Source organism: Eikenella sp. NML120348 (assembly GCF_001648435.1).
In the GTDB taxonomy this organism is placed as follows: domain Bacteria; phylum Pseudomonadota; class Gammaproteobacteria; order Burkholderiales; family Neisseriaceae; genus Eikenella; species Eikenella exigua.
Genome location: NZ_LXSP01000001.1, coordinates 294,368 through 318,954, shown reverse-complemented (window position 1 = coordinate 318,954; position 24,587 = coordinate 294,368). Strand labels below are relative to the sequence as shown.

The 24,587-nt window shown below is 57.3% G+C and carries 20 protein-coding genes, 2 tRNA genes and 1 pseudogene; 12 read left to right on the top strand and 11 right to left on the bottom strand.

Going from position 1 to position 24,587, the window contains the following annotated elements; all coding sequences use genetic code 11:
* Positions 1-34 precede the first annotated feature (34 nt).
* Positions 35-4,039 (bottom strand): phosphoribosylformylglycinamidine synthase, encoded by a 4,005-nt coding sequence (gene purL, locus A7P99_RS01500; RefSeq protein WP_067686275.1) that lies wholly within the window; start codon positions 4,037-4,039, stop codon positions 35-37.
* 256 nt (positions 4,040-4,295) lie between these two features.
* On the opposite strand from purL, the gene A7P99_RS01495 reads away from it, so the two are divergent.
* The 5 genes from A7P99_RS01495 to ppc all read left to right on the top strand — a co-directional run bounded on the left by A7P99_RS01495 (position 4,296) and on the right by ppc (position 10,217).
* Complete coding sequence (locus A7P99_RS01495; RefSeq protein WP_003823108.1) at positions 4,296-4,634, top strand: P-II family nitrogen regulator; 339 nt, start codon at positions 4,296-4,298, stop codon at positions 4,632-4,634.
* A 165-nt stretch (positions 4,635-4,799) separates the two neighbouring features.
* Entirely contained in the window at positions 4,800-5,564 is a 765-nt protein-coding gene (locus tag A7P99_RS01490; protein ID WP_067527653.1) for a hypothetical protein, read from the top strand.
* Positions 5,552-6,691 carry an isoprenylcysteine carboxylmethyltransferase family protein gene (locus A7P99_RS10360; protein WP_231863698.1) on the top strand — a complete coding sequence of 380 codons (1,140 nt, stop codon included), beginning with the start codon at positions 5,552-5,554 and terminating at the stop codon, positions 6,689-6,691. The genes A7P99_RS01490 and A7P99_RS10360 overlap by 13 nt, the downstream gene beginning before the upstream one ends.
* Positions 6,624-7,487, top strand: a complete 864-nt coding sequence (locus A7P99_RS10355) for a prolipoprotein diacylglyceryl transferase family protein (RefSeq protein WP_231866507.1) — start codon at positions 6,624-6,626, stop codon at positions 7,485-7,487. The genes A7P99_RS10360 and A7P99_RS10355 overlap by 68 nt, the downstream gene beginning before the upstream one ends.
* A 21-nt stretch (positions 7,488-7,508) precedes the next feature.
* The gene (gene ppc, locus A7P99_RS01480) at positions 7,509-10,217 is read left to right on the top strand and encodes a phosphoenolpyruvate carboxylase (RefSeq protein WP_067446788.1); all 2,709 of its coding nucleotides are present in this window, start codon (positions 7,509-7,511) and stop codon (positions 10,215-10,217) included.
* A 68-nt stretch (positions 10,218-10,285) separates the two neighbouring features.
* Here ppc and A7P99_RS01475 read toward each other — a convergent pair.
* From A7P99_RS01475 to A7P99_RS01465, 3 genes and pseudogenes are all read right to left on the bottom strand, one after another.
* Positions 10,286-10,360: transfer RNA gene (locus tag A7P99_RS01475), tRNA-Arg, on the bottom strand.
* Between the two features lie 25 nt (positions 10,361-10,385).
* Positions 10,386-10,826, bottom strand: a pseudogene (locus A7P99_RS01470) (DUF441 domain-containing protein); the annotation flags it as partial.
* 24 nt (positions 10,827-10,850) lie between these two features.
* Positions 10,851-11,825, bottom strand: a complete 975-nt coding sequence (locus A7P99_RS01465) for a polyprenyl synthetase family protein (protein ID WP_067446786.1) — start codon at positions 11,823-11,825, stop codon at positions 10,851-10,853.
* A 190-nt stretch (positions 11,826-12,015) separates the two neighbouring features.
* Between A7P99_RS01465 and A7P99_RS09920 the strand changes: the two genes are divergently transcribed.
* The 6 genes from A7P99_RS09920 (at position 12,016) to mscL (ending at position 16,225) form a co-directional block, all read left to right on the top strand.
* Entirely contained in the window at positions 12,016-12,171 is a 156-nt protein-coding gene (locus tag A7P99_RS09920) for a hypothetical protein (protein WP_153705451.1), read from the top strand.
* A 24-nt stretch (positions 12,172-12,195) separates the two neighbouring features.
* The gene (gene ychF / locus A7P99_RS01460) at positions 12,196-13,287 is read left to right on the top strand and encodes a redox-regulated ATPase YchF (protein ID WP_067446783.1); all 1,092 of its coding nucleotides are present in this window, start codon (positions 12,196-12,198) and stop codon (positions 13,285-13,287) included.
* A 73-nt stretch (positions 13,288-13,360) separates the two neighbouring features.
* Entirely contained in the window at positions 13,361-14,263 is a 903-nt protein-coding gene (locus A7P99_RS01455) for a hypothetical protein (protein WP_231863696.1), read from the top strand.
* Positions 14,264-14,334: 71 nt separating this feature from the next.
* Positions 14,335-15,216 carry a carbohydrate kinase family protein gene (locus A7P99_RS01450; RefSeq protein WP_049258840.1) on the top strand — a complete coding sequence of 294 codons (882 nt, stop codon included), beginning with the start codon at positions 14,335-14,337 and terminating at the stop codon, positions 15,214-15,216.
* Between the two features lie 149 nt (positions 15,217-15,365).
* Positions 15,366-15,677 (top strand): HAD family hydrolase, encoded by a 312-nt coding sequence (locus tag A7P99_RS01445; protein WP_067446779.1) that lies wholly within the window; start codon positions 15,366-15,368, stop codon positions 15,675-15,677.
* Positions 15,678-15,793: 116 nt separating this feature from the next.
* The gene (mscL, locus tag A7P99_RS01440; RefSeq protein ID WP_067444724.1) at positions 15,794-16,225 is read left to right on the top strand and encodes a large conductance mechanosensitive channel protein MscL; all 432 of its coding nucleotides are present in this window, start codon (positions 15,794-15,796) and stop codon (positions 16,223-16,225) included.
* A 172-nt stretch (positions 16,226-16,397) separates the two neighbouring features.
* On the opposite strand, the gene rng is transcribed toward mscL, so the two are convergent.
* The 5 genes from rng to A7P99_RS01415 all read right to left on the bottom strand — a co-directional run bounded on the left by rng (position 16,398) and on the right by A7P99_RS01415 (position 20,335).
* Entirely contained in the window at positions 16,398-17,897 is a 1,500-nt protein-coding gene (gene rng / locus A7P99_RS01435; protein ID WP_067447360.1) for a ribonuclease G, read from the bottom strand.
* Between the two features lie 272 nt (positions 17,898-18,169).
* A complete protein-coding gene (gene tyrS / locus A7P99_RS01430) occupies positions 18,170-19,471 on the bottom strand; it encodes a tyrosine--tRNA ligase (protein ID WP_067446777.1) in 1,302 nt (433 codons plus the stop codon).
* Between the two features lie 152 nt (positions 19,472-19,623).
* Positions 19,624-19,700: transfer RNA gene (locus tag A7P99_RS01425), tRNA-Pro, on the bottom strand.
* Positions 19,701-19,748: 48 nt separating this feature from the next.
* The gene (locus A7P99_RS01420) at positions 19,749-20,132 is read right to left on the bottom strand and encodes a hypothetical protein (protein WP_082880642.1); all 384 of its coding nucleotides are present in this window, start codon (positions 20,130-20,132) and stop codon (positions 19,749-19,751) included.
* Positions 20,129-20,335 (bottom strand): hypothetical protein, encoded by a 207-nt coding sequence (locus A7P99_RS01415; protein ID WP_064104855.1) that lies wholly within the window; start codon positions 20,333-20,335, stop codon positions 20,129-20,131. Before A7P99_RS01415 ends, A7P99_RS01420 begins: the two co-directional genes overlap by 4 nt.
* A 269-nt stretch (positions 20,336-20,604) precedes the next feature.
* On the opposite strand from A7P99_RS01415, the gene dinG reads away from it, so the two are divergent.
* Entirely contained in the window at positions 20,605-22,737 is a 2,133-nt protein-coding gene (gene dinG, locus A7P99_RS01410; protein WP_067446775.1) for an ATP-dependent DNA helicase DinG, read from the top strand.
* Between the two features lie 109 nt (positions 22,738-22,846).
* Here the strand turns inward: dinG and A7P99_RS01405 are convergent, their stop codons facing one another.
* Positions 22,847-23,017, bottom strand: coding sequence for a hypothetical protein (locus tag A7P99_RS01405; protein ID WP_156496183.1), 171 nt, complete (start codon positions 23,015-23,017; stop codon positions 22,847-22,849).
* Positions 23,018-23,323: 306 nt separating this feature from the next.
* Complete coding sequence (locus A7P99_RS01400; protein ID WP_067446771.1) at positions 23,324-24,568, bottom strand: D-alanyl-D-alanine carboxypeptidase family protein; 1,245 nt, start codon at positions 24,566-24,568, stop codon at positions 23,324-23,326.
* Positions 24,569-24,587 lie beyond the last annotated feature (19 nt).

Sequence of the window (24,587 nt, the reverse complement as noted above, 5' to 3'; positions counted from 1 at the left end):
GATACTTTCAGGTAGCCTTATATTGCCCGACAGTCTAGCCCAGCACCTTCCGTGCCGTAGCAAACATCCGATACCAGCCGGCCAATTCGCTGTCGCGCCACTCTTCCGGCAGCCAGCTCATTTGCGCGCTGCGGTACACCCGCTCCGGATGCGGCATCATGATGGTTACGCGGCCGTCGGCGGTGGTGACGGCGGCGATGGCATCGGGCGAGCCGTTGGGGTTGAGTGGGTAGGTTTGGGTGGGCTTGCCCTGGCCATCGATATATTGCATGGCGGTTTTCAGGCTGCCTGAAACTTGGTTTTCAGCTCGCCCCAAGTGGGCGAAATCGGCGCGGCCTTCGCCGTGGCTAACCACCACCGGCAGGCTGCTGCCCATCATATCGGCCAAAATCAGCGAGGGCGATTGCGGCACGCGCACCATGCTCAGGCGTGCTTCAAACTGTTCGGATTCGTTGCGGCGGAACTTCGGCCAACCCTCCGCGCCTGGGATGATTTCGGCCAAGTTCGCCATCATCTGGCAGCCGTTGCACACGCCGAGTGAGAGTGTGTCCGGCCTAGCGAAGAATTCGGCAAACTGGTCGCGCAGTTTGCTGTGGAACAGGATAGATTTCGCCCAGCCTTCGCCCGCGCCCAGCACGTCGCCGTAGCTGAACCCGCCGCAGGCGGCCAGCATTTGGAAGGTTTCCAGCTTCACGCGGCCTGCCATCATGTCGGACATATGCACATCGTAGGCATCAAAACCGGCGCGGGTGAAGGCGGCGGCCATTTCCACTTGGCCGTTCACGCCCTGTTCTCGCAGGATGGCGATTTTGGGTTTTGCCCCGCTGTTGATAAACGGTGCGGCAATATCCTGTTTCACATCAAAGCTTAAATCGGCAAACAGCCGGCTGCGTTCTTTATCGGCCAGCAAGGCGAATTCGCTGTCGGCGCAGGCGGGGTTGTCTCGCAGGCGCTGGATTTGGTGGGAGGTGGACTGCCAGGCGCGTTGCAGGTCTAAGCTGTTTTCACGGAAGAGCTCATCATTTTGGCAAGTAATGATGATATTTTGATGCTGGGTGCTAAAACCGATTTCTGCAATCATGTGTTGCACCAAAGCAATACCACATTCAGGGCTGTATCGGGTTACCTTTCCTAAACCTTGCTCTTCAAACAATTCATACAAATAAGCTTTATCTTGTGTACGCACTTGCAGCACTGCACCCAACTCTTCATTGAACAACAATTTGTTTACCAAGCAAGCAAACTCGTCGTCAGGCATAGTATCCTGCTGTTTATCCAACCAATTCAGCATTTGTTCAGACTGGTAAGCAAGCTCGCCTATATCAATATCCAATCCGCACCGCCCCGCAAACGCCATTTCCGCCAGTGTGGCAAACAGGCCGCCGTCGCTGCGGTCGTGGTAGGCAAGCAGTTTGCCTTCCTGCACCAGCCGCTGAATCACATCGTAAAACTTTTTCAGGCGGCCTGCTTCGATGTCGGGCGTTTCGCCGCCCAATTCGCCACACACCTGCGTTAAGGCCGAGCCGCCCATGCGGGCTTTGCCCTGCCCCAAATCCACCAGCAGCAGCACGCTGTCCGCCACCTGCTTGATGTCGGGCGTAACCGTTTTGCGCACGTCCTGCACAGGGGCGAAGGCGGTGGCAATCAGGCTCAACGGCGACACCACGGATTTTTTCTCCGCGCCGTCCTGCCACACGGTTTTCATGGAAAGGCTGTCTTTGCCCACGGGGATGCTCACGCCGATTTCCCGGCACATCTGCGACACGGCTTCCACCGTGCGGTAGAGTTTCTCGTCTTCGCCCGTATTGCCGCAGGCGGCCATCCAGTTGGCGGAGAATTTGATGTTGCCGATATCGCCGATATTAACCGCCGCGATATTGGTAATGGCTTCGCCGATACACATCCTGCCCGAAGCGGGCGCGTCAAACAGCGCAACGGCAGGTTTTTCACCCATGGCCATCGCTTCGCCGCGATGCGTATCGAAGCCCATGATGGTCACGGCGCAGTCGGCCACGGGGGTTTGCCAGCGGCCGACCATCTGGTCGCGGTGGGTCAAGCCGCCCACACTGCGGTCGCCGATATTGATAAGGAAGTTTTTCGCGGCCACGGCCGGCAGTTGCAACACGCGGTAGGCGGCTTCCTTCAAATCGATATGGCTACCTGAAAACGGTTTTTCAGGCTGCTGTTGCGTTTTATCGGTGCGCGTGGTTTTGGGCGGTTTGCCGAGCAATACGTTCAGCGGCAAATCCACGGGCTTGTTGGCAAACAAATCGTCGCGCACCTGCAAATGCCCGTCGTCGGTAGCCGTGCCGACCACGGCAAACGGGCAGCGCTCGCGTTCGCAAATGGCGCGGAAAGTGTCCAAATCTTTTTCCAGAATCGACAACACATAACGCTCCTGCGCCTCGTTGCACCAGATTTGCAGCGGCGTCAGGCCGTGCTCTTCCAGCGGCACATCGCGCAGCTTAAATACCGCGCCGCGCCCCGCATCGTTGACCAATTCGGGAAAAGCGTTGGACAGGCCGCCCGCGCCCACGTCGTGAATAGCGATAATCGGGTTGGCCGCACCGAGCTGCCAGCAGCGGTCGATCACTTCTTGCGCGCGCCGTTCGATTTCGGGATTGCCGCGCTGCACAGAGTTGAAATCGAGCGAAGCATCGTTCGCACCTGTGTCCATCGACGAAGCGGCGCCGCCGCCCAAGCCGATGAGCATGCCCGGCCCGCCGAGCTGCACCAACAGCGCGCCTTCGGGGATTTCGTGTTTATGCGTTTGTTCTGCCTGAATATTACCCAAACCGCCGGCAATCATAATCGGCTTGTGGTAGCCGCGCATTTGGCCGTCGAACTCGGCTTCGAAGGTGCGGAAATAGCCCAGCAGGTTCGGGCGGCCGAATTCGTTGTTGAACGCCGCGCCGCCGATGGGGGCTTCAATCATGATGTCGAGCGGGGAGGCAATGTGGGCGGGCTTGCCGTAGCCGCCTTCCCAAGGCTGTTTCAAATCGGGGATATTGAGGTTGGAAACCGTATAGCCGGTGAGGCCGGCTTTGGGGCGAGCGCCGCGTCCCGTTGCGCCTTCGTCGCGGATTTCGCCGCCCGCACCGGTGGCCGCACCGGCAAACGGTGCAATCGCCGTGGGGTGGTTGTGCGTTTCCACCTTCATCAGGATATGCGTATCTTCTTCGTGGAAACGGTAGCCCTGATTGGCCGCCGCATCGGGATAAAAACGGGCGATTTTCGCGCCTTCGATTACCGAGGCGTTGTCCTTATACGCCACCACCGTGCCGGCCGGCGCGGCTTCGTGCGTGTCGCGAATCATGCGGAACAGCGATTTGGGCTGCTTTTCTCCATTTAAGATGAAATCGGCATTGAAGATTTTGTGGCGGCAGTGTTCACTGTTGGCCTGCGCGAACATCATCAGTTCCACATCAGACGGATTGCGTTTTAAAGTCTGATAATTATCCAGCAGATAATCGATTTCGTCGGGTGAGAGTGCCAAGCCTAAGTCGGTATTGGCTTTTTCTAGTGCAGCACGGCCGCCGGAGAGCACATCCACCGTATCGAAGGTGTGCGCTTCGGGGTGGGTGAACAATTTGGCGGCTACCTGAAAATCGGGCAACACAGATTCGGTCATGCGGTCGTGCAGCAAAGCTGCCCATTGCTGTTTCTGCGCTTCGGAAAGGCTACCTGAAAGCCACACTGCCATGCCGCGTTCGATGCGCTGGATTTGGGTGAAGCCGCAGTTTTTCGCAATTTCTGTGGCTTTGGAAGCCCAAGGCGAAATCGTGCCGATACGCGGTGTGATGAGAAACAGATGCAGGCTACCTGAAGACTGCGGCAACTCTGATGCCACTTGCCCCGCCAGCAAGGCTTCCAACTTTTCCGCATCTGCTACATTCAAGCCTTCGGCACAATCGGCAAAATACCAATACTCACTGCGGATTTCAGCTTCAGGTAGCCCCAAAGCAGCAGCTTTTTGCAGCAGTTTTTCAACACGGAAACCAGACAGGGCGCGCTCGCCGCGCAGGAAGAGGATAGGCATGAGCAGACTCGCATGAGAGAGGGTTGGGGAGGCGTAATTATACGCCAAGTCTGCCCTAATCTGTCGGAGGAGTAAGCCGATTGAAAGCACTGCTGCCTTGTGGTAGCGTTACAGCTAAACCACTTATTTCTTCATACTGCGTTGGCTCGCCTTGCCGCACTACTACTGTCTGCGGCTTACCGCCTGGTATGAAGAAATAATTGTTTCAGCTATAAACCCATCCAGACCTTAATATACCAACCCACCCGAGGAACCCATGAAAAAAATCGAAGCCATCATCAAACCATTCAAACTCGACGATGTGCGCGACGCGCTCACCGATATCGGTGTAAATGGCATGACCGTAACCGAAGTGAAAGGCTTCGGTCGCCAAAAAGGCCACACCGAAATCTATCGCGGTGCGGAATACGCGGTGGATTTCCTGCCCAAAATCCGGCTGGAAATCGTGCTGGAAGACAGCATGGTCGAGCAGGCGGTGGAAGCCATCGTGCAGGCGGCCAACTCCGGCAAAATCGGCGACGGCAAAATCTTCATCCTGCCGGTGGAAGGCGTGGTGCGCATCCGCACCGGCGAGCGGGACGAAGCCGCGCTGTAGGCTTGGCAACATCTAAACACGCTGTTTCCTTCCAGCCAGCTGCCGCGTAAACTGCAATCAAACAGTATGCCGGCCGTGCCAGCCAAGGCTACCTGAAAATATCGGCTGGCACGAAACTGCTATTTTTCAGGTAGCCTCATCCGGCCAAATAGTTTTTCTCCCATCATGTTCCGCCTGTGCAAACATTATTTCGACGGCATTGATGCTGCCGGCAACGCATTGATTGCCTATGCGGCCGAGCTGCATTACCACGGCATCAAGCTGCCCTATTCCGCCCTGATTTTCAGCCCGGCCCACGGCTGCACCATCGAACGCAGCTGCCTGAGCGCATCGCAACTATCCCCCAACAGCATCCGACAACCCAAGCTTGGCCTCGAAGGCCGCTGGCAGGCTTTGTCCGACGGTGTCCGGCTTACCTTGCCGGCCGGCGGCAAACATCGGCTCGTTTGGCATGCCCACACGCCCAATGCCCGTTTTCAGGTAGCCTTAAACGGGCAGGAATACGGCGGCTTGGGTTATGCCGAAACGCTGGAAATGGATTTTTGGCCGCAACAGCTGCCGTTATGCAAGCTGTATTGGGGGCGTTTCGTATCGGAGCAGCACTATGTGGTGTGGATCGAATGGCGCGGCGAAGTGCCGCTAAAACGTTTGTACTACAACGGCGTGCTAACTGAAGATTTCGTGCTGGAAGCCGGTGGGCTGAAAGCGCCGGCATTCGGCCTGCATCTGGCGTTTGCTGCACCGGAAACGATAAAAGACGAGCCGCTGCTGGCTATTGCAGCACGCAACCCATTGTTGCGGCTACTATTCAGCCGCAGATTTTTATCCAGCCGCGAACAAAAATGGAAAAGCCGCGCCACCTTAAGGCTACCTGAAAATATTGCCGTGGAAGGCTGGGCCTTATACGAGAGGGTGTTATGGCAAAAATAAGCGTTACCCTGCAAAAAATTGTTTATGCCTTGGTGTTCTGCCTGCTGCTGCCGCTAGTGCTGCAATATTGGGCACGGCACACTTCGGATGTGGTGCAGCTGCCGGTACCGCCCTACCCGCTGGCCGGCGCGCTGCTGGCGGCGGCCGGGCTGGCATTAATCCTGTGGGCGATGCACAACCTGTGGTACCGCGGCGGCGGCCTGCCAATGAATGCGTTTCCGCCGCAGCATTTTGTAGCTTCCGGCGCCTACCACCTGTGCCGCCACCCGATTTATACCGGCGCCGTCATGCTTTGCACGGGCACGGCACTGTATGCGCAGTCGCCCGGCGGGCTGTGGCTGGTATCGCCGCTGTTTGCATTGCTCATTGTGGCTTATGTGGCTGGCTTCGAGCGCGAGGTGATGGCCAAGCAGTTTGGCGCCCGGCCGATGCTGCACTACGGTCTGTTCAGCCTGCCGCCGGATAACGGGCATGAGGCGGCTTTCTCCAGGCGGCTGTTGCTCGGACTGAAGGTTTGGCTGGTATGGCTGCTGCTGTATGAAGTGTTTGTGTGGCCGGGGGTGCCGCCCGATGCGTGGTATAGCAACGGCGCTTGGGATAAGGCCGTGCCGCTGTGGGGCTTCAGTGTGGTGTTTTATGTACTGCTTTACCCGTGGGCCGGGCTGCTGCCGCTGTGGTTGCGGCAAAACCGCCAGCTGCGCGGCTTTACCCTAGACGCATTCTGGGGCATGGCACTGATTTTCTATTGTTATCTGATTATTCCGGCTGCCGTGCGCTACGGCAGACTACCTGAAAATACGTTGTGGCTACGTTGGATTGCCCTGGGGCGGGAGTATGATAGCGCCGCCGCAGCGCTGCCTTCGTTTCATGTATTTTGGGCGCTATTGGCTGCACGATATTCTTGCCTATGCCGCCCGCAGTGGCGTATGGTATGGGCTTTGTTGGCGGTGCTGGTGATTGTCAGCTGTCTGACCACGCAACCATACCTTGGCCGATGTGTTGGCCGGGATGGCCGCTTATTGGGCAATCCGACACCGGCAACCGATCTACCGCGCTCTGTTGCGTGCCGCCGAATATATTGCCAACTCGTGGCACGAATGGCGCTTCGGCCGCCTGCGGCTGATTAACCACGGCTTCTATGCCGCATTGGGCGGCGTGTGCGGTTTTCTGGTGTTGGCTTATCTGCTGCCGCAGTATTTGTGGGTAGTGTGGCTGCTGGGAGTTGCCGGATTTATTGGCGCGGGCTTATGGGCGCAATGGGTGGAAGGCTCATCGGCGCTGCTGCGCCCGTTTGGCTACTACGGCAGCGTGTTCGGCATCGTGCTGGTCGGCTGTCTGATTGCTGCCGGTTCGAATTTGGGCAGTTGGACGCTGTTGGGCGCGGCCGCGCTGGCTGCCTGCCCCATCCAGCTGTTTGGCCGCTGCCGCTGCCTGATTCAGGGCTGCTGCCACGGTATCCCCACCGATATGCCGGGTATCCGCTTTTTCCATGATAAATCGCGTGTGTGCAAACTGGCTGGCTGGCAGGGGAAAAATCTGCACCCCACCCAGTTTTATTCCATCGCCGCCAATTTTCTGAGCTTTTTTCTGCTGTGGCGCTTATACCGGCTGCAAATGCCTGCTTCGTTTATCGCCGGTATGTATTTGATTCTCAGCGGTGCGTTCCGCTTTGTGGAAGAATCGCTGCGTGGCGAACCACAAACGCCGTATTTTCTCGGCATGCGCGTATACCAATGGCTGGCTCTGGCATCGGTGCTGGCGGGCATCTTGTTTACCTGTCTACCTTCGGCTCCGCTGTTTTCAGGTAGCCTTCCTGCCAACTGGCCGCTGCATGCCATTTCCTATTTCGTATTGATCTGGTGCGTGTACGGCTTGGATTACCCAAACAGTACATTGCGTTTTTCCCGGCTAACCCAAGAATAACCCTCTGCAAAGGAATACCCCATGATGTCCGAACCTTCCGGCCAACACCCCTATAAAGACGCGCCGCTCTTCGACGACGTTGCCTTCCTCACCGGCGCGCTGCAAACCGTGCTAGCCGAGCAAACCGACTGCCCCGTGCAGGAAGCCGTGGCCGCGCTGCTGGGCGGCGAAGCACCGCAAGACGTGGTAACGCGCAGCCTGCCGCAGCTCAACGACCAACAGCTGGAAGACCTCATCCGCGCCTGCGGCCTGTTTGCACAAATCCTCAATATTGCCGAAGATGCACATCACCAACGCCGCCGCCTGGCACACAGCCAAACCCGCGACAACGCCAAATCCACCTTCGGCCACACCCTTGATTTGCTGCAACAGCAAGGCGTAAGCGCCGAAGCCTTACAGCAGCAGCTGAATCACACCGAAGTGGCCGCCGTGCTCACCGCGCACCCCACCGAAGTGCAGCGCCAAACCACCCTCACCCTGCACCGCCAAATCCGCAACCTGCTCGACCAACGCGCCAACCTGGCCGGGCAGAACGAAGAACGCTTGCAGCAGCAGGTGCAAACCATGCTATGGACGCTGTGGCAAACCAATGAAAACCGTCATTTCAAAATCACCGTGGCCGACGAAATCAGCAACGGCATCATGTATTTCCCGCTCAGCTTCTTCAGCGCCGTGCCCGGCGTATACCGCAAGCTGGAGGCCGCCCTTCAGGTAGCCTTCCCACACACCCGCCTGTCCAATGTGTTGCACATCGGCGGCTGGATCGGCGGCGACCGCGACGGCAACCCTTTCGTTTCCGCCGACACCCTGCGCACAGCTTTCTCCCAGCAGGCCAGCGCCGTGTTCCGCTTCTACCGCAGCCAGCTCTACAAACTGTATGAAGAGCTGCCGATGTCGGTCCGGCGCGTGAACGTGAGCCCAGAGGTGCTGGCTTTGTCAGCCCAATCACCCGACACCGAACGCGCCCACGAAGAAGAGCCCTATCGCCGCGCCCTGGCCTATATTCTCGCCCGCACCGTGGCCACCGCCCACCGTTTCGGCAGCGGCTTGGGCAGCCAGTTTGGCCTGCTCGAACCGTATGACACGGTGGAAGAATTTTTAGCCGACCTGCACACCGTGCACACTTCCTTATGCGCCAACGGCAGCCGCCTGCTGGCCGACGGCCGCTTGGCCGACCTGATCCGTGCCGCTTCCGTGTTCCGCTTTTATCTGATGCCGCTAGATTTGCGCCAACACGCCCAAAAGCATATCGACGTGGTAGCCGAGCTCTTTGCCGCTGCCGGCTTGGAAAACTTCGCCGCGCTGAACGAAGCCGAGCGCGAACGTGTGCTGCTGCGCGAACTGTCTTCCCCGCGCCCGCTCCACAGCCCGTTTGCCCAATACAGCGAAGATACCGAACACGAGCTGGCTATCTTCCGTGCCGCTGCCGAAATTAAAGCCAGCTTCGGCGAGGAAGCTATCCGCCAAAGCATCATTTCCAATGCCGAAAACGTGAGCGAAATGCTTGCCTTGGCCTTGATTATGAAAGAAACCGGCCTGTTGCTCCTGAATGCCGAAGGGCTACCTGAAAGCCGGCTCAATATCGTGCCACTGTTTGAAACCATCGAAGCGCTGCAAGACTGCATCGGCGTGATGGATCATCTTTTCTCCCTGCCTTGGTACCGCCACCTGCTCGCCGGCCGCAGCAATATTCAGGAAATCATGCTCGGCTATTCCGACAGCAACAAAGACGGCGGCTATGTAACCAGCCAATGGGTGCTGTATCAGGCCGAGCAGGCTTTGGTGAAACTGTTTGCCAAACATCAAGTGCGCCTGCGCCTGTTCCACGGGCGCGGCGGCAGCGTGGGGCGCGGCGGCGGCCCCTCCTACGAAGCCGTGCTGGCCCAACCCGCCGGCAGCGTGGCCGGGCAAATCCGCATCACCGAGCAAGGCGAAGTCATCACCGCCAAATACGCCGATGCCGACAACGCCGAGCGCAACCTCGAAACCTTGGTGGCCGCCGCGCTGGAAGCCAGCCTGCTGCCGCACCGCACCGAAGAGCCCGATGCCGCGCTGATGCAGTCGCTCTCCGATGCCGCCTTCGCCTACTACCGCGAACTCATCACCCACCCCGATTTCGTGGGCTACTTCCTGCAAACCAGCCCAATCAACGAAATCGCCAGCCTCAACATCGGCAGCCGCCCTGCCAGCCGCAAAACCCTGGCGCGGATACAGGATTTGCGCGCCATTCCCTGGGTGTTCTCTTGGACGCAAAACCGCCTGATGCTGCCTGCTTGGTACGGCTTCGGCAGCGCGGTCGAGCAGCTCTTGCGCGACAACCCCGCCAACCTCGAGCGCCTGCGCCATATGGTGCGGCACAGCGCCTTCTTCCAAGCCATGCTCTCCAATATGGAACAAGTGATGGCTAAAGCGGATTTGGATATCGCCCGTGCTTACGTTGGCCTGGCCGCCCAGCCGCAGGCCGCCCAAGCCATGTTTGAGCGCATTGCAGGCGAGTTCGAACGCAGCCGCCGCGCCCTGTTGCAGTTAATCGAGCAAGACCACCTGCTCACCGACAACCGCAGTCTCGCCCGCTCCCTGGCCCTACGCATTCCCTACTTGAACGCGCTCAACTGGCTTCAGGTAGCCCTGCTCGCCCGCTTGCGCCAGCACCCGGGCAACCCGCAGCTCATCCACCTGATCCACCTCACCATCAACGGCGTGGCACAAGGCTTGCGCAATACGGGCTAACCCCCCCTTTCCTGCAAACGGCAGGCAAGAAAAAGGCTACCTGAAAATTTCAGGTAGCCTTTTCGTCATGGCCCCGCCGACAGGAATCGAACCTGTATTTTACGCTTAGGAGGCATACGTTCTATCCGTTGAACTACGGCGAGAAATAATCAAACTTTCCAATCGAGCTTTTCCGACAATAAGCGACAAAATCCCCGCGGCAATCAGCGGCCCCACCGGGATGCCGCCCAAAAACGCCACGCCGATAATCGTGCCCAACAGCAGGCCGGTTACCAACACTGGCCGCTCGCTCATCAGCGGCACGCTGCGCCTGGCCAGCCAAGCCACCAATATGCCCACCAAAACCGCCGCCAGCATTTTCCAGCTCATCAAACCGGCCAAACCGGGAAACTGGATTCTGCCCGACACCAGCGGACTGAGCACGCCGATGGTGAGCAGAATAATGCCGGCTTGAATGCCGTATTGTTCGGCCAGCGGAATATAGCGCACCAGCACAGTTTACTGCATCAGGAGCAACACGGTGGCCGAGATGGTGATGGATTGGTTGTTGCTGAGCACGCCCAGCAAAATCAGCAGCACCAAAAATAACGGGATAACATTCAGATGCAATTATATATTCCCGAAAAAAGGCCGCTAGGATACACGCGCCAGCGATTCTTCGGCAAGCTGCCGCATGGCCTGCGACACCTCGTTGTCCGGCAACGCGACCAAGCATGACAAGGCCTCGTCCACTGCTTTACGCGCCTCGTTCACGCAATAGGCCAGTGCATCGAATTGCGCCACATAGGCATGAATTTGCTTGAAGTAGCTCCGGTCCGAGTGCTCTAGTGCGTAGCGCACAGCTTCGGCCACCGGTTGCTCAGCGTTTTGCATCAGGTAAATCAGCGGCAGGGTTGACTTGCCTTCGGCCAAATCATCGCCCACGTTTTTGCCGGTTTCTTCGATGTTGCCGGAATAATCCAGTACGTCGTCAATAATCTGGAAGGCGGTGCCGATATGGCAGCCGTAGCATTTCAGCGCAATTTCCTGCTCGGGCGTGGCGCCGGCCAAAATCGCGCCCACTTGTGCGGCGGCTTCAAACAGTTTGGCGGTTTTATATTGGATCACCTGCGCATATTCGGCTTCGGTGATGTTGGTGTTGCCGATATTCATCAGCTGCAACACTTCACCCTCGGCGATGATGTTGGTGGCATCGGCCATCACGTCTAAAATCTTCAGGCTGCCTGAAGACACCATCAGCTGGAAGGCACGGGTGTAGAGGAAATCACCCACCAGCACGGCAGCGGCGTTGCCGAACATATTGTTTGCCGTTTTCCGGCCGCGCCGCAGCTCGCTTTCATCCACCACATCGTCGTGTAGCAGAGTGGAGGTGTGGATGAATTCCACCATCGCCGCCAGCGCGTAGAGCGGGTCTTCATCGTAGTCCAGCACCTTGCCGGAAAGAATGGTAAGTACCGGCCGCAGCCGCTTGCCGCCGGCGCTGATGATGTAGCGCCCGATTTGCGAAATCAGCGCCACTTCCGATTGCACCGCGCGCTCAATCACCGCATTAACGCGGCTCAAATCGCGGGGCAGATGTTGCTGGAAATAAGGCAGGTGTTCAAGCATGGTGATGTGCAGCTTTTTTGTATGGTTATCAGCATAACACTAAAGCACTTATTCCTTCCTAGCTGCGTGAAGAAATAACCGCTTTAGCTATACAGCCGGCCAAACAGGGGCGGCATTATAGCAGCCTTATGGGCAAACTGCCTATTTCCGCCCTACCCCGCAGGCTACCTGAAAACGCAGCTTCAACAAAGTGTCACAATATTTTGGCTCAGCCGAAGCCGTGCTTCTGCCCGGCTACCATCCCGTGCTGCCGTTTTCAGCCCGCTTCAAATCGCCTATTAGGCTACCTGAAACCCCAAACCGCAGCTTTCAGGTAGCCTTCTATGTTAAAATCCGCCGATTTTAATCTAACGGCATTTAAGGAACACACATGAGCATGAAATGCGGCATCGTCGGCCTGCCCAACGTCGGCAAATCCACCCTCTTTAACGCGCTGACCCAATCGGGCATCGAAGCGGCGAACTATCCCTTCTGCACCATCGAGCCCAACGTCGGCATCGTCGAAGTGCCCGACCCGCGCATGGCGGAGCTGGCGAAAATCGTTAATCCGCAAAAAATGCAGCCCGCCATTGTGGAATTTGTGGACATCGCAGGTTTGGTCGCCGGCGCAAGCAAAGGCGAAGGCTTGGGCAACCAGTTCCTCGCCAACATCCGCGAAACCGACGCCATCGTGAACGTCGTACGCTGTTTCGACGACGATAACATCGTGCACGTTTCCGGCAAAGTCGATCCGATTGCCGACATCGAAACCATCGGCACCGAACTAGCGCTTGCCGACCTCGCCAGCGTCGAAAAAGCCATCGTCCGCGAAGAAAAACGCGCCCGCTCAGGCGACAAAGACGCACAAAAACTGGTGGAACTGTGCAAAAAAATCCTGCCGCACCTCAACGAAGGCAAACCCGTGCGCTCCTTCGGCTTAGACGCAGACGAGCTCGCCATGCTCAAACCGCTGTTCCTGCTCACCGCCAAGCCCGCCATGTATGTCGGCAACGTTGCCGAAGACGGTTTTGAAAACAATCCGCACCTCGACCGCCTGAAAGAATTGGCTGAAAAAGAAAACGCCCCTGTTGTTGCCGTTTGCGCCGCGATGGAGAGCGAAATCGCCGAATTGGAAGACGACGAAAAAGCCGAATTCCTCGCCGAAATGGGCTTGGAAGAACCCGGCCTGAACCGCCTGATTCGCGCGGGCTACGACCTCTTGGGCCTGCAAACCTACTTCACCGCCGGCGTCAAAGAAGTCCGCGCCTGGACCATCCACAAAGGCGACACTGCGCCGCAAGCCGCTGGCGTGATCCACACCGACTTCGAACGCGGCTTCATCCGCGCCCAAGTGATTTCCTACAACGATTTCGTGTCGCTCGGCGGCGAAGCCAAAGCCAAAGAAGCCGGCAAAATGCGCGTGGAAGGCAAGGAATACGTGGTACAGGATGGCGATGTGATGCACTTCTTGTTTAACGTGTAAACCGCTAGGCTACCTGAAAAATATGTTTCAGGTAGCCTCATCACCTGTTTGAATTTAGCCTAGCTATATGATTATGCGAAAACTGTTTTTCCCCATCCTGCTTTTAGCGGCCGTCGGCAGCTTCGCACAAACATTGCCGCAAGTAAAAACATTCTCCTCATACCGCAGGTTTATCAAAGCTGCACCCCAACCGCAAACGCCACAACAAATTGTGCAGCGCTACTATCGGCAATATTCGCAGCAACACCGTTGCTACCGTGTCGATATCGATGCGTTAAACGTAACCGAAACCAGCTTCGGCGGCGAATACTGTATGCGCCAAATCAAAAGCGAAATCCGCCAAACCGCGCAAGGCAAGCTGATGTATCTGCTCTACACCGGCGACAACTTTGATTTTAATCGGGGCGAAAGCATCGGAGGCCGGGTTCAATCGGGTTTGGCGGGCATATTCGTGTTGAAACAGGTATCCGGAGGCTGGCAACCGCTGGCAGTGCGCGCCTACAATCAAATTGGCACATACGGCTATGCCCCTGAGGCTAAATATTGGTCGTTCCTCCGCTTCGGCAAAGACCGTTGGGGCTTCATGACGCCTATGTCGTATCTAAGTGACGGTTACAGCAGCTCGGAATATATACTTTTCACCCACAACGGCGCAGGGAAGATTGGTCGAAGCACTATCACAAGCAATACAACCAACGGATATGGTTTAAATAATTGCCAAACCAATCCTGATTCGGGTAAGCCGCTTACCGCCGCCGAACGCCGCGAATGCCGCGCGAAGTGGTATCGATTAACCACTTCTTCTTTCCGCATCCTAACCCACGCCCGCCCCAATGCAGGCTTCTACCCCCTGCGGCTGAGTGTGTCGGGCTTTAACGGCTTCAAACACTACCGCAACCAAGCTTTTATCATCCACTATGATGCCGCTGCAGGAGAATACACCATGCCAACCGATTATCCGCTGGCCAATAAATAAAACTTTTCAACCCAGAGGCTACCTGAAAACTTTCAGCTAGCATTCCCACCATCCATTTTTAGAGAGCAAATATGAAAATCAGCAGCTTCGGCGAAGTATTGTGGGACGACTTCCCCGGCGGCAAAGCGCTCGGCGGCGCGCCGCTCAATGTGTTGGTGCGCCTGGCCTCGTTTGGCGCGGACTGCAGCATCATCAGCCGGCGCGGCCGCGATGCCGACGGCGAAGAACTGCTGCGCCAGATTGCCGCGCGCAACGTAGCTGCCGATTTGGTGCAAACCGATGAAGAACACGCCACCAGCCTGGTGAAAGTGCTGCTCAAGCCCGACGGCAGCGCCAGCTACGACATCGTCTACCCCTGCGCCTGGGATAAAATCAGCGCAACCGATGCAGCACTCGCGCGCGTGGCCGAATCCGACGTGCTCGTGTATGGCAGCCTCTCCGGCCGAGATCCCGTATCCCGTGCCGCGTTGGAGCAAATCCTGCCCGCCGCCCGTTTCCGCGTGCTCGATGTCAATCTGCGCAAGCCGCATTACGAGCCCGAACGCGTGCTCAGCCTCATGCGCCATGCCGACCTCATCAAGCTCAACGACGAGGAACTCTACGAACTCTCCGCCGCCTTCGGCTCGCCCTACCACAGCCTCGAACAAAACCTGCGCTACCTCGCCGGCCACACCGACACCGCCCACATCTGCATTACCCTCGGCCAGCATGGTGCAGTGTATTTCCGCCACGGCAAAATCCTCGCCCACCACGGCTTCCGCGTGAGCATGGCCGATTCCGTGGGCGCAGGCGACAGCTTCCTTGCCGGTTTCCTGTTCCAAATGCTCTCCGGCGCCAGCCCCGAAGACACACTGGCCTTCGCCTGCGCCATCGGTGCGCTCAACGTTACCCGCCACGGCGCCGTGCCCGATATTTCCCTAGCTGAAATCCAGGCACTGATGCACCCGGAATAAGGCGGCACAGGCAACAGCCTGGGTTTGTGCCTTACCTGCACCAGCTTTGACAAATCAGGCTGAAGCCCTCCTTCCATACCCGGCAGCAATATGGCCGTATGAAATGAAGTGCTTCAGCCCGGTCTTTTTTCAGGTAGCCTCACATAAACATGAATACGACCCGCCCCAAAACCATATTCGTAGATGTTGACGACACCCTCGTCCGTAGCGTTGGCCAAACGCGCATCCCCATGGCCGCCGTAATCGCCCACATCCGCCGCCTGCACGATGCCGGCCACCTGCTCTACTTGTGGAGCAGCGGCGGTGCCGACTACACCCGCGCCAGTGCCGAAGAGCTGGGGATAGCCCACTGTTTTCAAGCCTTCCTGCCCAAACCGCAAGCCTATATCGACGACCAAGCCGTTGCCGACTGGCGTTTCTGCCGCCATATCCTGCCTGCCAACAGCGGGGAAATCGAATAATTTGCTGCTTTCCTCGCCATTCAGCCACAATTAACAAAATTTATCCGTAACCTACAAGACGGCGACGGCTAAAACCATTATCATGCCGCCGTTCTTAACCATTCAAGGAAACTCACATGGCATTACGTGACGAATTCAAAGCCTTCATCATGCGCGGTAACGTGATTGACCTTGCCGTCGGTATGGTAGTCGGCACCGCCTTCTCCGGCATCGTCAAATCATTGGTGGACGACGTGATCATGCCCCCTATCGGCCTGATTTTGGGCGGCGTGGACTTCTCCAACCTGTTCATCACCCTGAAAGCAGGTGCAGATGCCCCTGCCAACGGTTACGCCACCCTGGCCGCCGCCCAAGCCGCCGGCGCGGTTACCCTGAATATCGGCCTGTTTATCAACACCGTGATCAGCTTCCTAATTATCGCCACCGCTATCTTCGCCGTGATCAAAAGTATCAGCAAACTGCAAAAAACCGCTCCGGAAGAAGCTCCTGCCGAGCCATCCGAAGAAATCTTGCTGTTGCGCGAAATCCGTGATTCGCTGAAGAAATAATCGCCGCACAGCACAAAAGGCTATCTGAAAACAGCTTCAGGTAGCCTTTTCTCTTGCTGTATCGCCAAACCATGTAAATCCTTCCCATAACCAAAAAGCTAGCTAAAAAATTTTAGTTAGCAGCAACTTGCCGTGCTGTGTTTTCAGCTAGCTTTTTTCTTATCCAACCCCATCACAACAGCACAATATCAAACTGCTCCTGCATGTAGCTGTTTTCCACCATCAGGGAAATGGGTTTGCCGATGAAGTCGATCAGCAGCGCGAGCGATTGCGATTCTTCATCCAAAAACAAATCGATAACGGCCGGTGCGGCGAGGATGCGGAATTCGCGAGCATCGAAGCGGCGGGATTCGCGCACGATTTCGCGTTGGATTTCGTAGCACACGGTTTGCGGGGTTTTCAGGTAGCCCCTGCCCTGGCAGGTGGGGCAGGGTTCGCACAGGATGTGGTTAAGGTTTTCGCGCGAACGTTTGCGGGTGAGCTCCACCAGCCCCAGGCTGGTGAAGCCGTTGAGGGTAACGCGGGTGCGGTCGAAGCGCAGGGCTTTGGCCATCTCGCCCAATACGGCCTGGCGGTGCTCTTCGCTCACCATATCGATGAAATCCACAATAATCATGCCGCCGAGGTTGCGCAGGCGCAGCTCGCGGGCGATGGCGTGGCAGGCATCGAGGTTGGTTTTGAAGATGGTTTCGTCGAAATTGCGTGCGCCCACGAAGCCGCCGGTGTTCACGTCGATAGTGGTCATGGCTTCGGTGCTCTCGATAATCAGGTAGCCGCCGAAGTTTAAATCCACACGCGGCTTGAGCGACTGGTTAATTTCCTGCTCCACATGATGGAGCTCGAACAAGGGTTTTTCGCCCTGATAGTGTTGGATACGTTCCACCGCGCCCTGCACGTATTGCCGGGCAAATTCCTGCATCAGGCGGTAATTATTGGCGGAATCGACGAAGATTTTCTGGGTGTTGCCGTTGAACATATCGCGCAGCACGCGCAGGCTCAGGGGCAAATCCTGATACAGCATGGTTTCGGCCGGGCTGGTTTTGGAGCGGGCGAGGATGTCTTGCCACAACTTGGACAGGTAATCGATGTCAGCCTGCAATTCTTCGTCGCGGGCGTTTTCGGCGCTGGTGCGGATGATGTAGCCGCCGGCGTTTTCGGGCAGCAAGGCTTTGAGGCGGGCACGCAATTCGTTGCGCTCTTCTTCGTCTTCAATGCGCTGGGAAATGCCGATGTGGTCGTCTTGCGGCAGATACACGAGAAAGCGGCCGGCCAGGGAGATTTGGGTGGAAAGGCGCGCGCCTTTGCTGTTAATCGGGTCTTTAATCACCTGCACCAAGATGGTTTGCCCTTCAAACAGCATATGCTCGATGCGCTGGGTTTCCTCCGGCTTCTGCCGCTGTTCGAGCACGTCCACAATGTGCAAAAAGGCGGCGCGCTCCAAGCCGATGTCGATAAAGGCGCTCTGCATGCCGGGCAGCACGCGTTTGACCACGCCCAAATAAATATTGCCCACCAGCCCGTGGCCGCTGTTGCGGTCGATGTGCAGCTCGCACACTTTGTTTTCTTCCAACAGCGCCACGCGTGTTTCCTGCGGCGTTACGTTCACCAAAATGGTTTCCGGCGGGCGGCCTGAATTATCGGCCAGCCGGATTGGGTTGATTGCCTGTAGCATGTTCAGCTTTCTGATTTCAATTAGATTTTGCAGAACAGGCTGATGGCCTGCCTGTTCTGCAAAATCTACTGTCTGCCGGCTGGCCAGAGGCAGAATCATACGATGAAAACAACCTTGCCGACAACCTGAACAGCAGCCGGAAAAGCGGTTTCAGGTAGCCTTTATCCAAGGAAAATAAGCTGTGTTTTCAAAGCGCAAACCTAAAAATAAGGCTACCTGAAAATCCGGCCGGAGCAGCTGGGTTTTCAGGTAGCCTTTAGTTATCATTCAACTCATTGCCACACCAAAAGCGCGTGGTTACGTTTGCCGCGGCGGAGGATGGTGTATTTGCCGAAGCGTTTGTGCGCGTCGGCCAGCAGATAGGCATCGTCGGGGCGTTCGGCGGCATGGTTCGGATTGTTCAATTCGGCGGCTTGGCCATTGAGCAATACCGCTTTGCTGTTCACAAAACCGCGCGCTTCTTTGTTGGACGAAGCCAAACCGGTTTTCACCAAGGCTTCCACCACATTGAGGCTACCTGAAACTTCAAATGCGGGCAGGCCGTCGAGGGCGAGCTGTTCGAAGTCGCTTTCTGTCAGGCTGCTTTGATCTTCGGCAAACAGGCTCTCAGTAATGCGCTGCGCGGCTTGCAGGGCGGTTTCGCCGTGAATCAGACGTATCATTTCTTCGGCGAGGATGCGTTGCGCTTCGGGCTTAGTGCCGCTGGCTTGGTCTTTCGCTTCGATGGCGTCGATTTCTTCGATAGACAGGAAGGTAAAGTATTTCAGGAATTTATACACATCGGCATCGGCCACTTTCAGCCAGAATTGGTAGAACTGATACGGTGAAGTTTTCTTCGCGTTCAGCCATACCGCGCCGCCTTCGGTTTTGCCGAATTTGGTGCCGTCGGATTTGGTGACCAGCGGCAGGGTCAGACCGAATACTTGTTTTTGGTTCAGGCGGCGGGTCAGGTCGATACCGGCGGTGATGTTGCCCCATTGGTCGGAGCCGCCGATTTCCAAAACCGCGCCGTGGCGTTTGTTCAATTCGGCAAAGTCGTAGCCTTGCAAGAGGGCGTAGGAAAATTCGGTAAACGAAATGCCCACGTCGTCGCGCTCGATGCGCTGTTTGACGGATTCCTTGTTCAGCATGGCATTTACAGAGAAATGCTTGCCGATGTCGCGCAGGAAGTCGAGGCAGTTCATGCTGCCGAACCAATCGGCGTTGTTCGCCATAATGGCGGCGTTTTCGCCTTCAAAGCTCAAAAACGGTTTCAGTTGGTTACGGATGCTTTCTACCCAGCCGGCAACGGTTTCGGCGGAATTCAAGCTGCGTTCCACCGCTTTGAAGCTGGGGTCGCCAATCATGCCGGTTGCGCCGCCCACCAAAGCAATCGGCGTATGCCCCACCTGTTGGAAACGGCGCAAGGCCAACACGGGCAGCAAGTGGCCGATATGCAGGCTGTCGGCAGTCGGGTCGAAGCCGCAGTAGAGGGCGATTTTCTGTTCGTTCAACAACGTGCTCAAAGCTTCAATGTCGGTGGTTTGCGCGATCAGGCCGCGCGCTTGCAGATCTTGGATAAGGGAGGCAGTCATAACAGATTTCTTTGCAAATAACTGGATGGAATAGAAAATAGTCAGCCTGGCCGAAACCTAAGTTTCAGGTAGCCTTTAAAACCGAGAGTGGCGCAGCGTTTGTGCCGCACCAAAACAAAAAGACTTGGCAGCACCAAGTCTTTTTGAAAAGCTGGTCGGAATGAGAGGATTCGAACCTCCGACCCCTTCGTCCCGAACGAAGTGCGCTACCAGACTGCGCTACATTCCGAAAGAAGGCGCATTATAAGCCCGGGAGCGGCGTTTAGCAAGCATCATCTCAACACTTTTCGCCCAAGCCCGCCCGCTTCTCGGCGCGCGCCGCCTGCACCTGCGCGGCAAAATACAGCGCTGCCGCCGCACCGGCCATATCTGCCGCCGCATCACGCCAATCGGCCTGCCGTGATGCCGTGAGCGCGCCTTGCGCCCACTCGCTGCCCGCAGCCAATACCAGTGCCGCCAGCAGCAAAGCTTTCCACGGCACAGGCCGCCGCCGCAGCAAAAACACTTTAGCCAGCAGCCAAAACTGGCCGAAAAACAAAGCCGCGTGCACCACTTTATCGAAATGGGCAAACGGCAGCGGCGCGTTGCTGCCCTGATGCAGCAGCAGCGCATACATCATGCCCGCAAACCACAAAACGCTCAGCCACAGCCAGCGGTTCACGCCCGGTGCTCCTCAAGCCAGTCGGCACACATCATCGCCAGCCGCACAAACCGCCCGCCGCGCTCATCCAGCACCGCCTGCCACTGCGCCACTTCCTCTGCCGAAGGCGCTTCGTCCAAACTGCATTCGTTGAGCCAAAAATCCAGCGTTTCCGCCGCCGCACCCACGGTTTCAGTGCGGAAAAATTCCAAGAGTTCAGACATTTCACTCTCCAGCTGTTTGATTTATTGATGCGGCGGATTGTACTTGCCTTTCATTCTGCACGCCATCGGGTTTCAGGTAGCCTTTGTCGCTCAACAGGCTACCTGAAAGTTTATAGCCGTCTCCATGAAGGATATGGCATTGTCTTATTCTGATTTTGAAACACCTATGCCTTCTCTGCCCTGTCCCATATTTTTCAGGTAGCCTCCACTCCCGCCCAAGCCCTCCCATAATCTTCTATAATACCCGCCTCTTTCCAGCCACCACCTCCATGCTCACTGATTTAGAAAAAGACGCCATCCGCCGCCACTACCAGGCCATCAGCGAAAATCTGCCCCATTTCCGCCCACGCAAAGCACAGCGCGAAATGCTGGCTGCCGTGGCCAACACCCTGTCGCGTACGCTGGAAAAAGCCGACGGCGAAGAGCCGCCCAAGCGCGAGGGCGAGAGCATTGCCGTGATTGAAGGCCCCACTGGCGTAGGCAAAAGCCTGGCCTATCTTTTAGCCGGCGGCATCATGGCGCAAACGCGCGGCAAGCGGCTGGTGGTATCCAGCGCCACCGTGGCCCTGCAAGAGCAACTGGTGGGGCGCGATTTGCCGTTCTTGGTGGAAAAAAGCGGGCTCGAGCTCACCTTTGCCCTGGCCAAAGGGCGCGGCCGCTATCTCTGCCCCTACAAGCTCTACCAGCTCACCCAAAGCCAGGCGCAGCAAAGCCTGGCCGGCTTCGACACCCCGCAAATCCTGTGGGACAGCAAACCCAAGCCCGAAGAAATCCAAACCCTGCGCGAGCTGGCCGACGCCTTCGCCGAACGCCGCTTCAACGGCGACCGCGACACCTGGCCGGAGAAAATCGACGATACACTCTGGCTCAAGGTAAACAACGACAACTACGGCTGCCTCAAAGCCGCCTGTCCCAACCGCCCCGAATGCCCCTTCTACCTTGCCCGCGATACGCTCGAAACCGTGGATGTAGTAGTGAGCAACCACGATTTGCTCACGGTGGACATCGGCATGGGCGGCGGCGTGATCCTGCCCGCGCCCGAACACAGCTTCTACTGCATCGACGAAGCGCACCACCTGCCCAAAAAAGCGCTCAACCAGTTTGCCGCCGAGCATTCGTTGAACCAAGCCGTGTGGGCGCTGGAAAAACTGCCGCAAATCACCGACAAAATCGCCGCCGTGGCCGACAAAGCCGAGCTGGCCAACCTGGCCGACGAAGCCGCCGCCCTGCTCGACAGCCTCTACGAATGGCAGTTCCACCTCGGCGACACCCCCGAGCTCGCCTACAACGACAGCGGCCGTGATCCGCAATGGCTGTGGCAAGACGGCCAAATCCCCGAAGGGCTCGCCCTGCTCGTATCCAACACCGCCGCCGCCGCGCAAAGCCTCTACAAACACGCCAACGGCCTCAACGACGCCCTCGCCGCCGCCCGCCGCGAAAAAGACAGTGACAGCGCCCAAATCGACCGTCTCAGCAGCGAATTCGGCATTTTCCGCGCCCGCATCGAGCAAATCAGCGCCGTGTGGGACTTGCTCGCCACCGAGCCCGTGGGCGACGCTCCGCCGCTGGCCAAATGGATCGAATGCAGCCACAACAGCGACAAAACCGACTACTCCTTCCATGCCTCCCCCGTGAGCGCCGCCGCCATGCTTGCCGCAGGCCTGTGGCGCCGCGCTGCCGGTGCCATCCTCACCTCCGCCACCCTGCAATCACTCGGCAGCTTTCAACACCTATTGCAGCAAACCGGCCTGCAATGGCTACCTGAAACCACCACCCTCGCGCTGGAAAGCCCCTTCAACTTCCCCGCCCAAGGCGAGCTCTACATCCCGCCCGTGGCCGCCAGCCCCAAGCAGGCCGATGCCCACACCGCCGAAATCGCCGAATGGCTGCCCAAGCTCATCAGCCCCGAAGAAGCCGTCGGCACCCTCGTTTTGTTCTCCTCGCGCAAACAGATGCAAGACGTAGCCTTAAGGCTACCTGAAAGCCACCTGCCCTTATTACTCATCCAAGGCGACGTGCCTAAAGCCATCCTGCTCGAACGCCACCGCCAAGCCATCGCCGAAGGCCGCGCCAGCATCCTGTTCGGGCTCGACAGCTTCGCCGAAGGCCTCGACCTGCCCGGCAGTGACTGCGCCCACGTCATCATCGCCAAACTGCCCTTCACCATGCCCGACCACCCCATCGAAAAAACCCGCAGCCGCTGGATCGAGCGGCGCGGCGGCAATCCCTTCATGGAAATCACCGTGCCCGAAGCCGGCATCAAACTCACCCAGGCTGTAGGCCGCCTCATCCGCACCGAACACGACTACGGCCGCATTACCATCCTCGACAACCGCATCCTCACCGCCCGCTACGGCAAACAACTCCTCGCCTGCCTGCCTCCATTCAAACGTATCGGCTGAGCTTGGGGTAAAAGGCTACCTGAAACTGATTAAGAGGTCATAAAGAGGCTACCTGAAAGGGCAGCTTCAACGAAATTAAACCCCCATATCCTTCCAATACCTAGGAACACTACCCTACGCCAGCCTGCCCAAATGGCAACACCGTCAATGCCGTACCGCCATCAGCTGCTTCCACAAGCTCGGCGACGTGCTCGACTTCCAACAATTCACCTACACCGCCGCCCATGGTGAAGCCGAACGCCACAAATACCATTTGCATATCGCCAACCACACTCTGCACACTGTTATCGCCAAACGTAATGAACAGGCTGTGCAGCGCGCAGCCCGATACCAAGTGCCTCCCTCGCTCGACTTATCCAACATTTCAGCCTGCAAGCCTATACAGGGCACAAAATCAGTGTGGCGGAGTTCTACGGTAACCAGCTCGATTTGCAGCAAAACCACCTCATCGTGCGCGACAGACAGAACAAAATGCCGGTGTGGCAACGTCTACCTACCCACAATCCAACATTACCGCACCCTACTACCCAAACAAAAGGCTGCTTGAACAATTTCAGGTAGCCTTTCTCGCATCAATCAAGCCATATCAAGACCCGCTAAACAGGCTCTTAAACCACAGCACGATGCTGTCCCACAGGCGGCCGAAGAAGCCGGCTTCAGCCACGTCGTTGAGCGCCACCACGTCTTTCTGTGCCACCACGCGGTTTTGCGCATCCATAAATTTCACCGTGCCGAGTACTTGGCCTTTGCTAATCGGCGCAAGCACGGGCTGCACGGTTTCTAGCACGGGCTGAAGCTGGGCGGCTTGGCCGTGCGGCACGGTGATGTAGGTGGTGTCGATAAAGCCCACGTTCACGGCGTTTTCTGTACCTTTATACACTTTCACCTGTGAAATGGCGGTCTCGGCATCATACAGCTTGGGCGTATCATAAGATTGCAGCGCCCAATTGAGCAATTTGCTGCTCTCGGCGGCGCGCGCCTGCATGCTTTCAGTGCCCACCACTACAGAAATCACGCGGCGGCCGTTACGTTTGCTGGAGGCAACTAGATTGTAGCCGGCGCTGTCGGTGTGGCCGGTTTTCATGCCATCCACATCAGGGTCGCGGTAAAGCAGCAGGTTGCGGTTGGGCTGGGTGATGTTGTTGTAGCTGTAAGACTGGATGGCGTAGAGCCGATAGTATTGCGGATAGTCGTGAATGATAGCGGCGGAAAGGGTGATGAGGTCTTGCACCGAGGTGTAGTGCTGCGCGCCGGGCAGGCCGGTGCTATTTTCAAAATGGGTGTCGTTCATGCTGAGCCGTTTGGCTTCGGCGTTCATCAGCTGCACAAACTGTGCTTCGCTGCCGGCCACAGCTTCGGCCAGGGTAATGGAGGCATCGTTGCCAGACTGCACAATCACCCCTTTGAGCAAATCATCCACGCGAGCAGGGGTTTTCGGATCGAGAAACATGCGCGATCCTTCTACTTTCCAGCCTTGCTCGGAAACGGTAAAGGTTTGATCTGGCTTGAGCTTGCCTTCTTCTAGGGCTTTGAACACCAAATAGGCGGTCATCAGTTTGGTGAGGGAAGCGGGCTCGATGTGTTCGTTTAATTTGTGCGATGCAAGTATCTGGCCGCTTTGCGCGTCATACACAGCATAGGCTGAAGCTTTGATTTCAGGTAGCCCCACGGCAGCCACGGGCTGAGTGGCGGCAGAACTGGCGGAAACAACCGAAAGAGAAGCAGCGGGAGCAGAGGCTTGGCGGGGGGAAGAAGCAGCTTGTGGCGCAGCCTGCACCTGCCAGCCGGCCACTAAAAGGGATAAGGTGAGGAGGGTGAGTTTTTGTTTCATTGCGTTGTCTGTTTGATTT

Bases quoted from the DNA above. Each gene is read 5' to 3' on its own strand.
- A7P99_RS01450 (WP_049258840.1), top strand. From the start codon at position 14,335: ATGAAAATCAGCAGCTTCGGCGAAGTATTGTGGGACGACTTCCCCGGC.
- A7P99_RS10360 (WP_231863698.1), top strand. From the start codon at position 5,552: ATGGCAAAAATAAGCGTTACCCTGCAAAAAATTGTTTATGCCTTGGTG.
- mscL (WP_067444724.1), top strand. From the start codon at position 15,794: ATGGCATTACGTGACGAATTCAAAGCCTTCATCATGCGCGGTAACGTG.
- A7P99_RS01465 (WP_067446786.1), bottom strand. From the start codon at position 11,825: ATGCTTGAACACCTGCCTTATTTCCAGCAACATCTGCCCCGCGATTTG.
- rng (WP_067447360.1), bottom strand. From the start codon at position 17,897: ATGCTACAGGCAATCAACCCAATCCGGCTGGCCGATAATTCAGGCCGC.
- A7P99_RS01445 (WP_067446779.1), top strand. From the start codon at position 15,366: ATGAATACGACCCGCCCCAAAACCATATTCGTAGATGTTGACGACACC.
- A7P99_RS01455 (WP_231863696.1), top strand. From the start codon at position 13,361: ATGCGAAAACTGTTTTTCCCCATCCTGCTTTTAGCGGCCGTCGGCAGC.
- A7P99_RS01495 (WP_003823108.1), top strand. From the start codon at position 4,296: ATGAAAAAAATCGAAGCCATCATCAAACCATTCAAACTCGACGATGTG.
- A7P99_RS01415 (WP_064104855.1), bottom strand. From the start codon at position 20,335: ATGTCTGAACTCTTGGAATTTTTCCGCACTGAAACCGTGGGTGCGGCG.
- purL (WP_067686275.1), bottom strand. From the start codon at position 4,039: ATGCCTATCCTCTTCCTGCGCGGCGAGCGCGCCCTGTCTGGTTTCCGT.
- tyrS (WP_067446777.1), bottom strand. From the start codon at position 19,471: ATGACTGCCTCCCTTATCCAAGATCTGCAAGCGCGCGGCCTGATCGCG.
- ychF (WP_067446783.1), top strand. From the start codon at position 12,196: ATGAGCATGAAATGCGGCATCGTCGGCCTGCCCAACGTCGGCAAATCC.
- dinG (WP_067446775.1), top strand. From the start codon at position 20,605: ATGCTCACTGATTTAGAAAAAGACGCCATCCGCCGCCACTACCAGGCC.
- ppc (WP_067446788.1), top strand. From the start codon at position 7,509: ATGATGTCCGAACCTTCCGGCCAACACCCCTATAAAGACGCGCCGCTC.
- A7P99_RS01490 (WP_067527653.1), top strand. From the start codon at position 4,800: ATGTTCCGCCTGTGCAAACATTATTTCGACGGCATTGATGCTGCCGGC.
- A7P99_RS01400 (WP_067446771.1), bottom strand. From the start codon at position 24,568: ATGAAACAAAAACTCACCCTCCTCACCTTATCCCTTTTAGTGGCCGGC.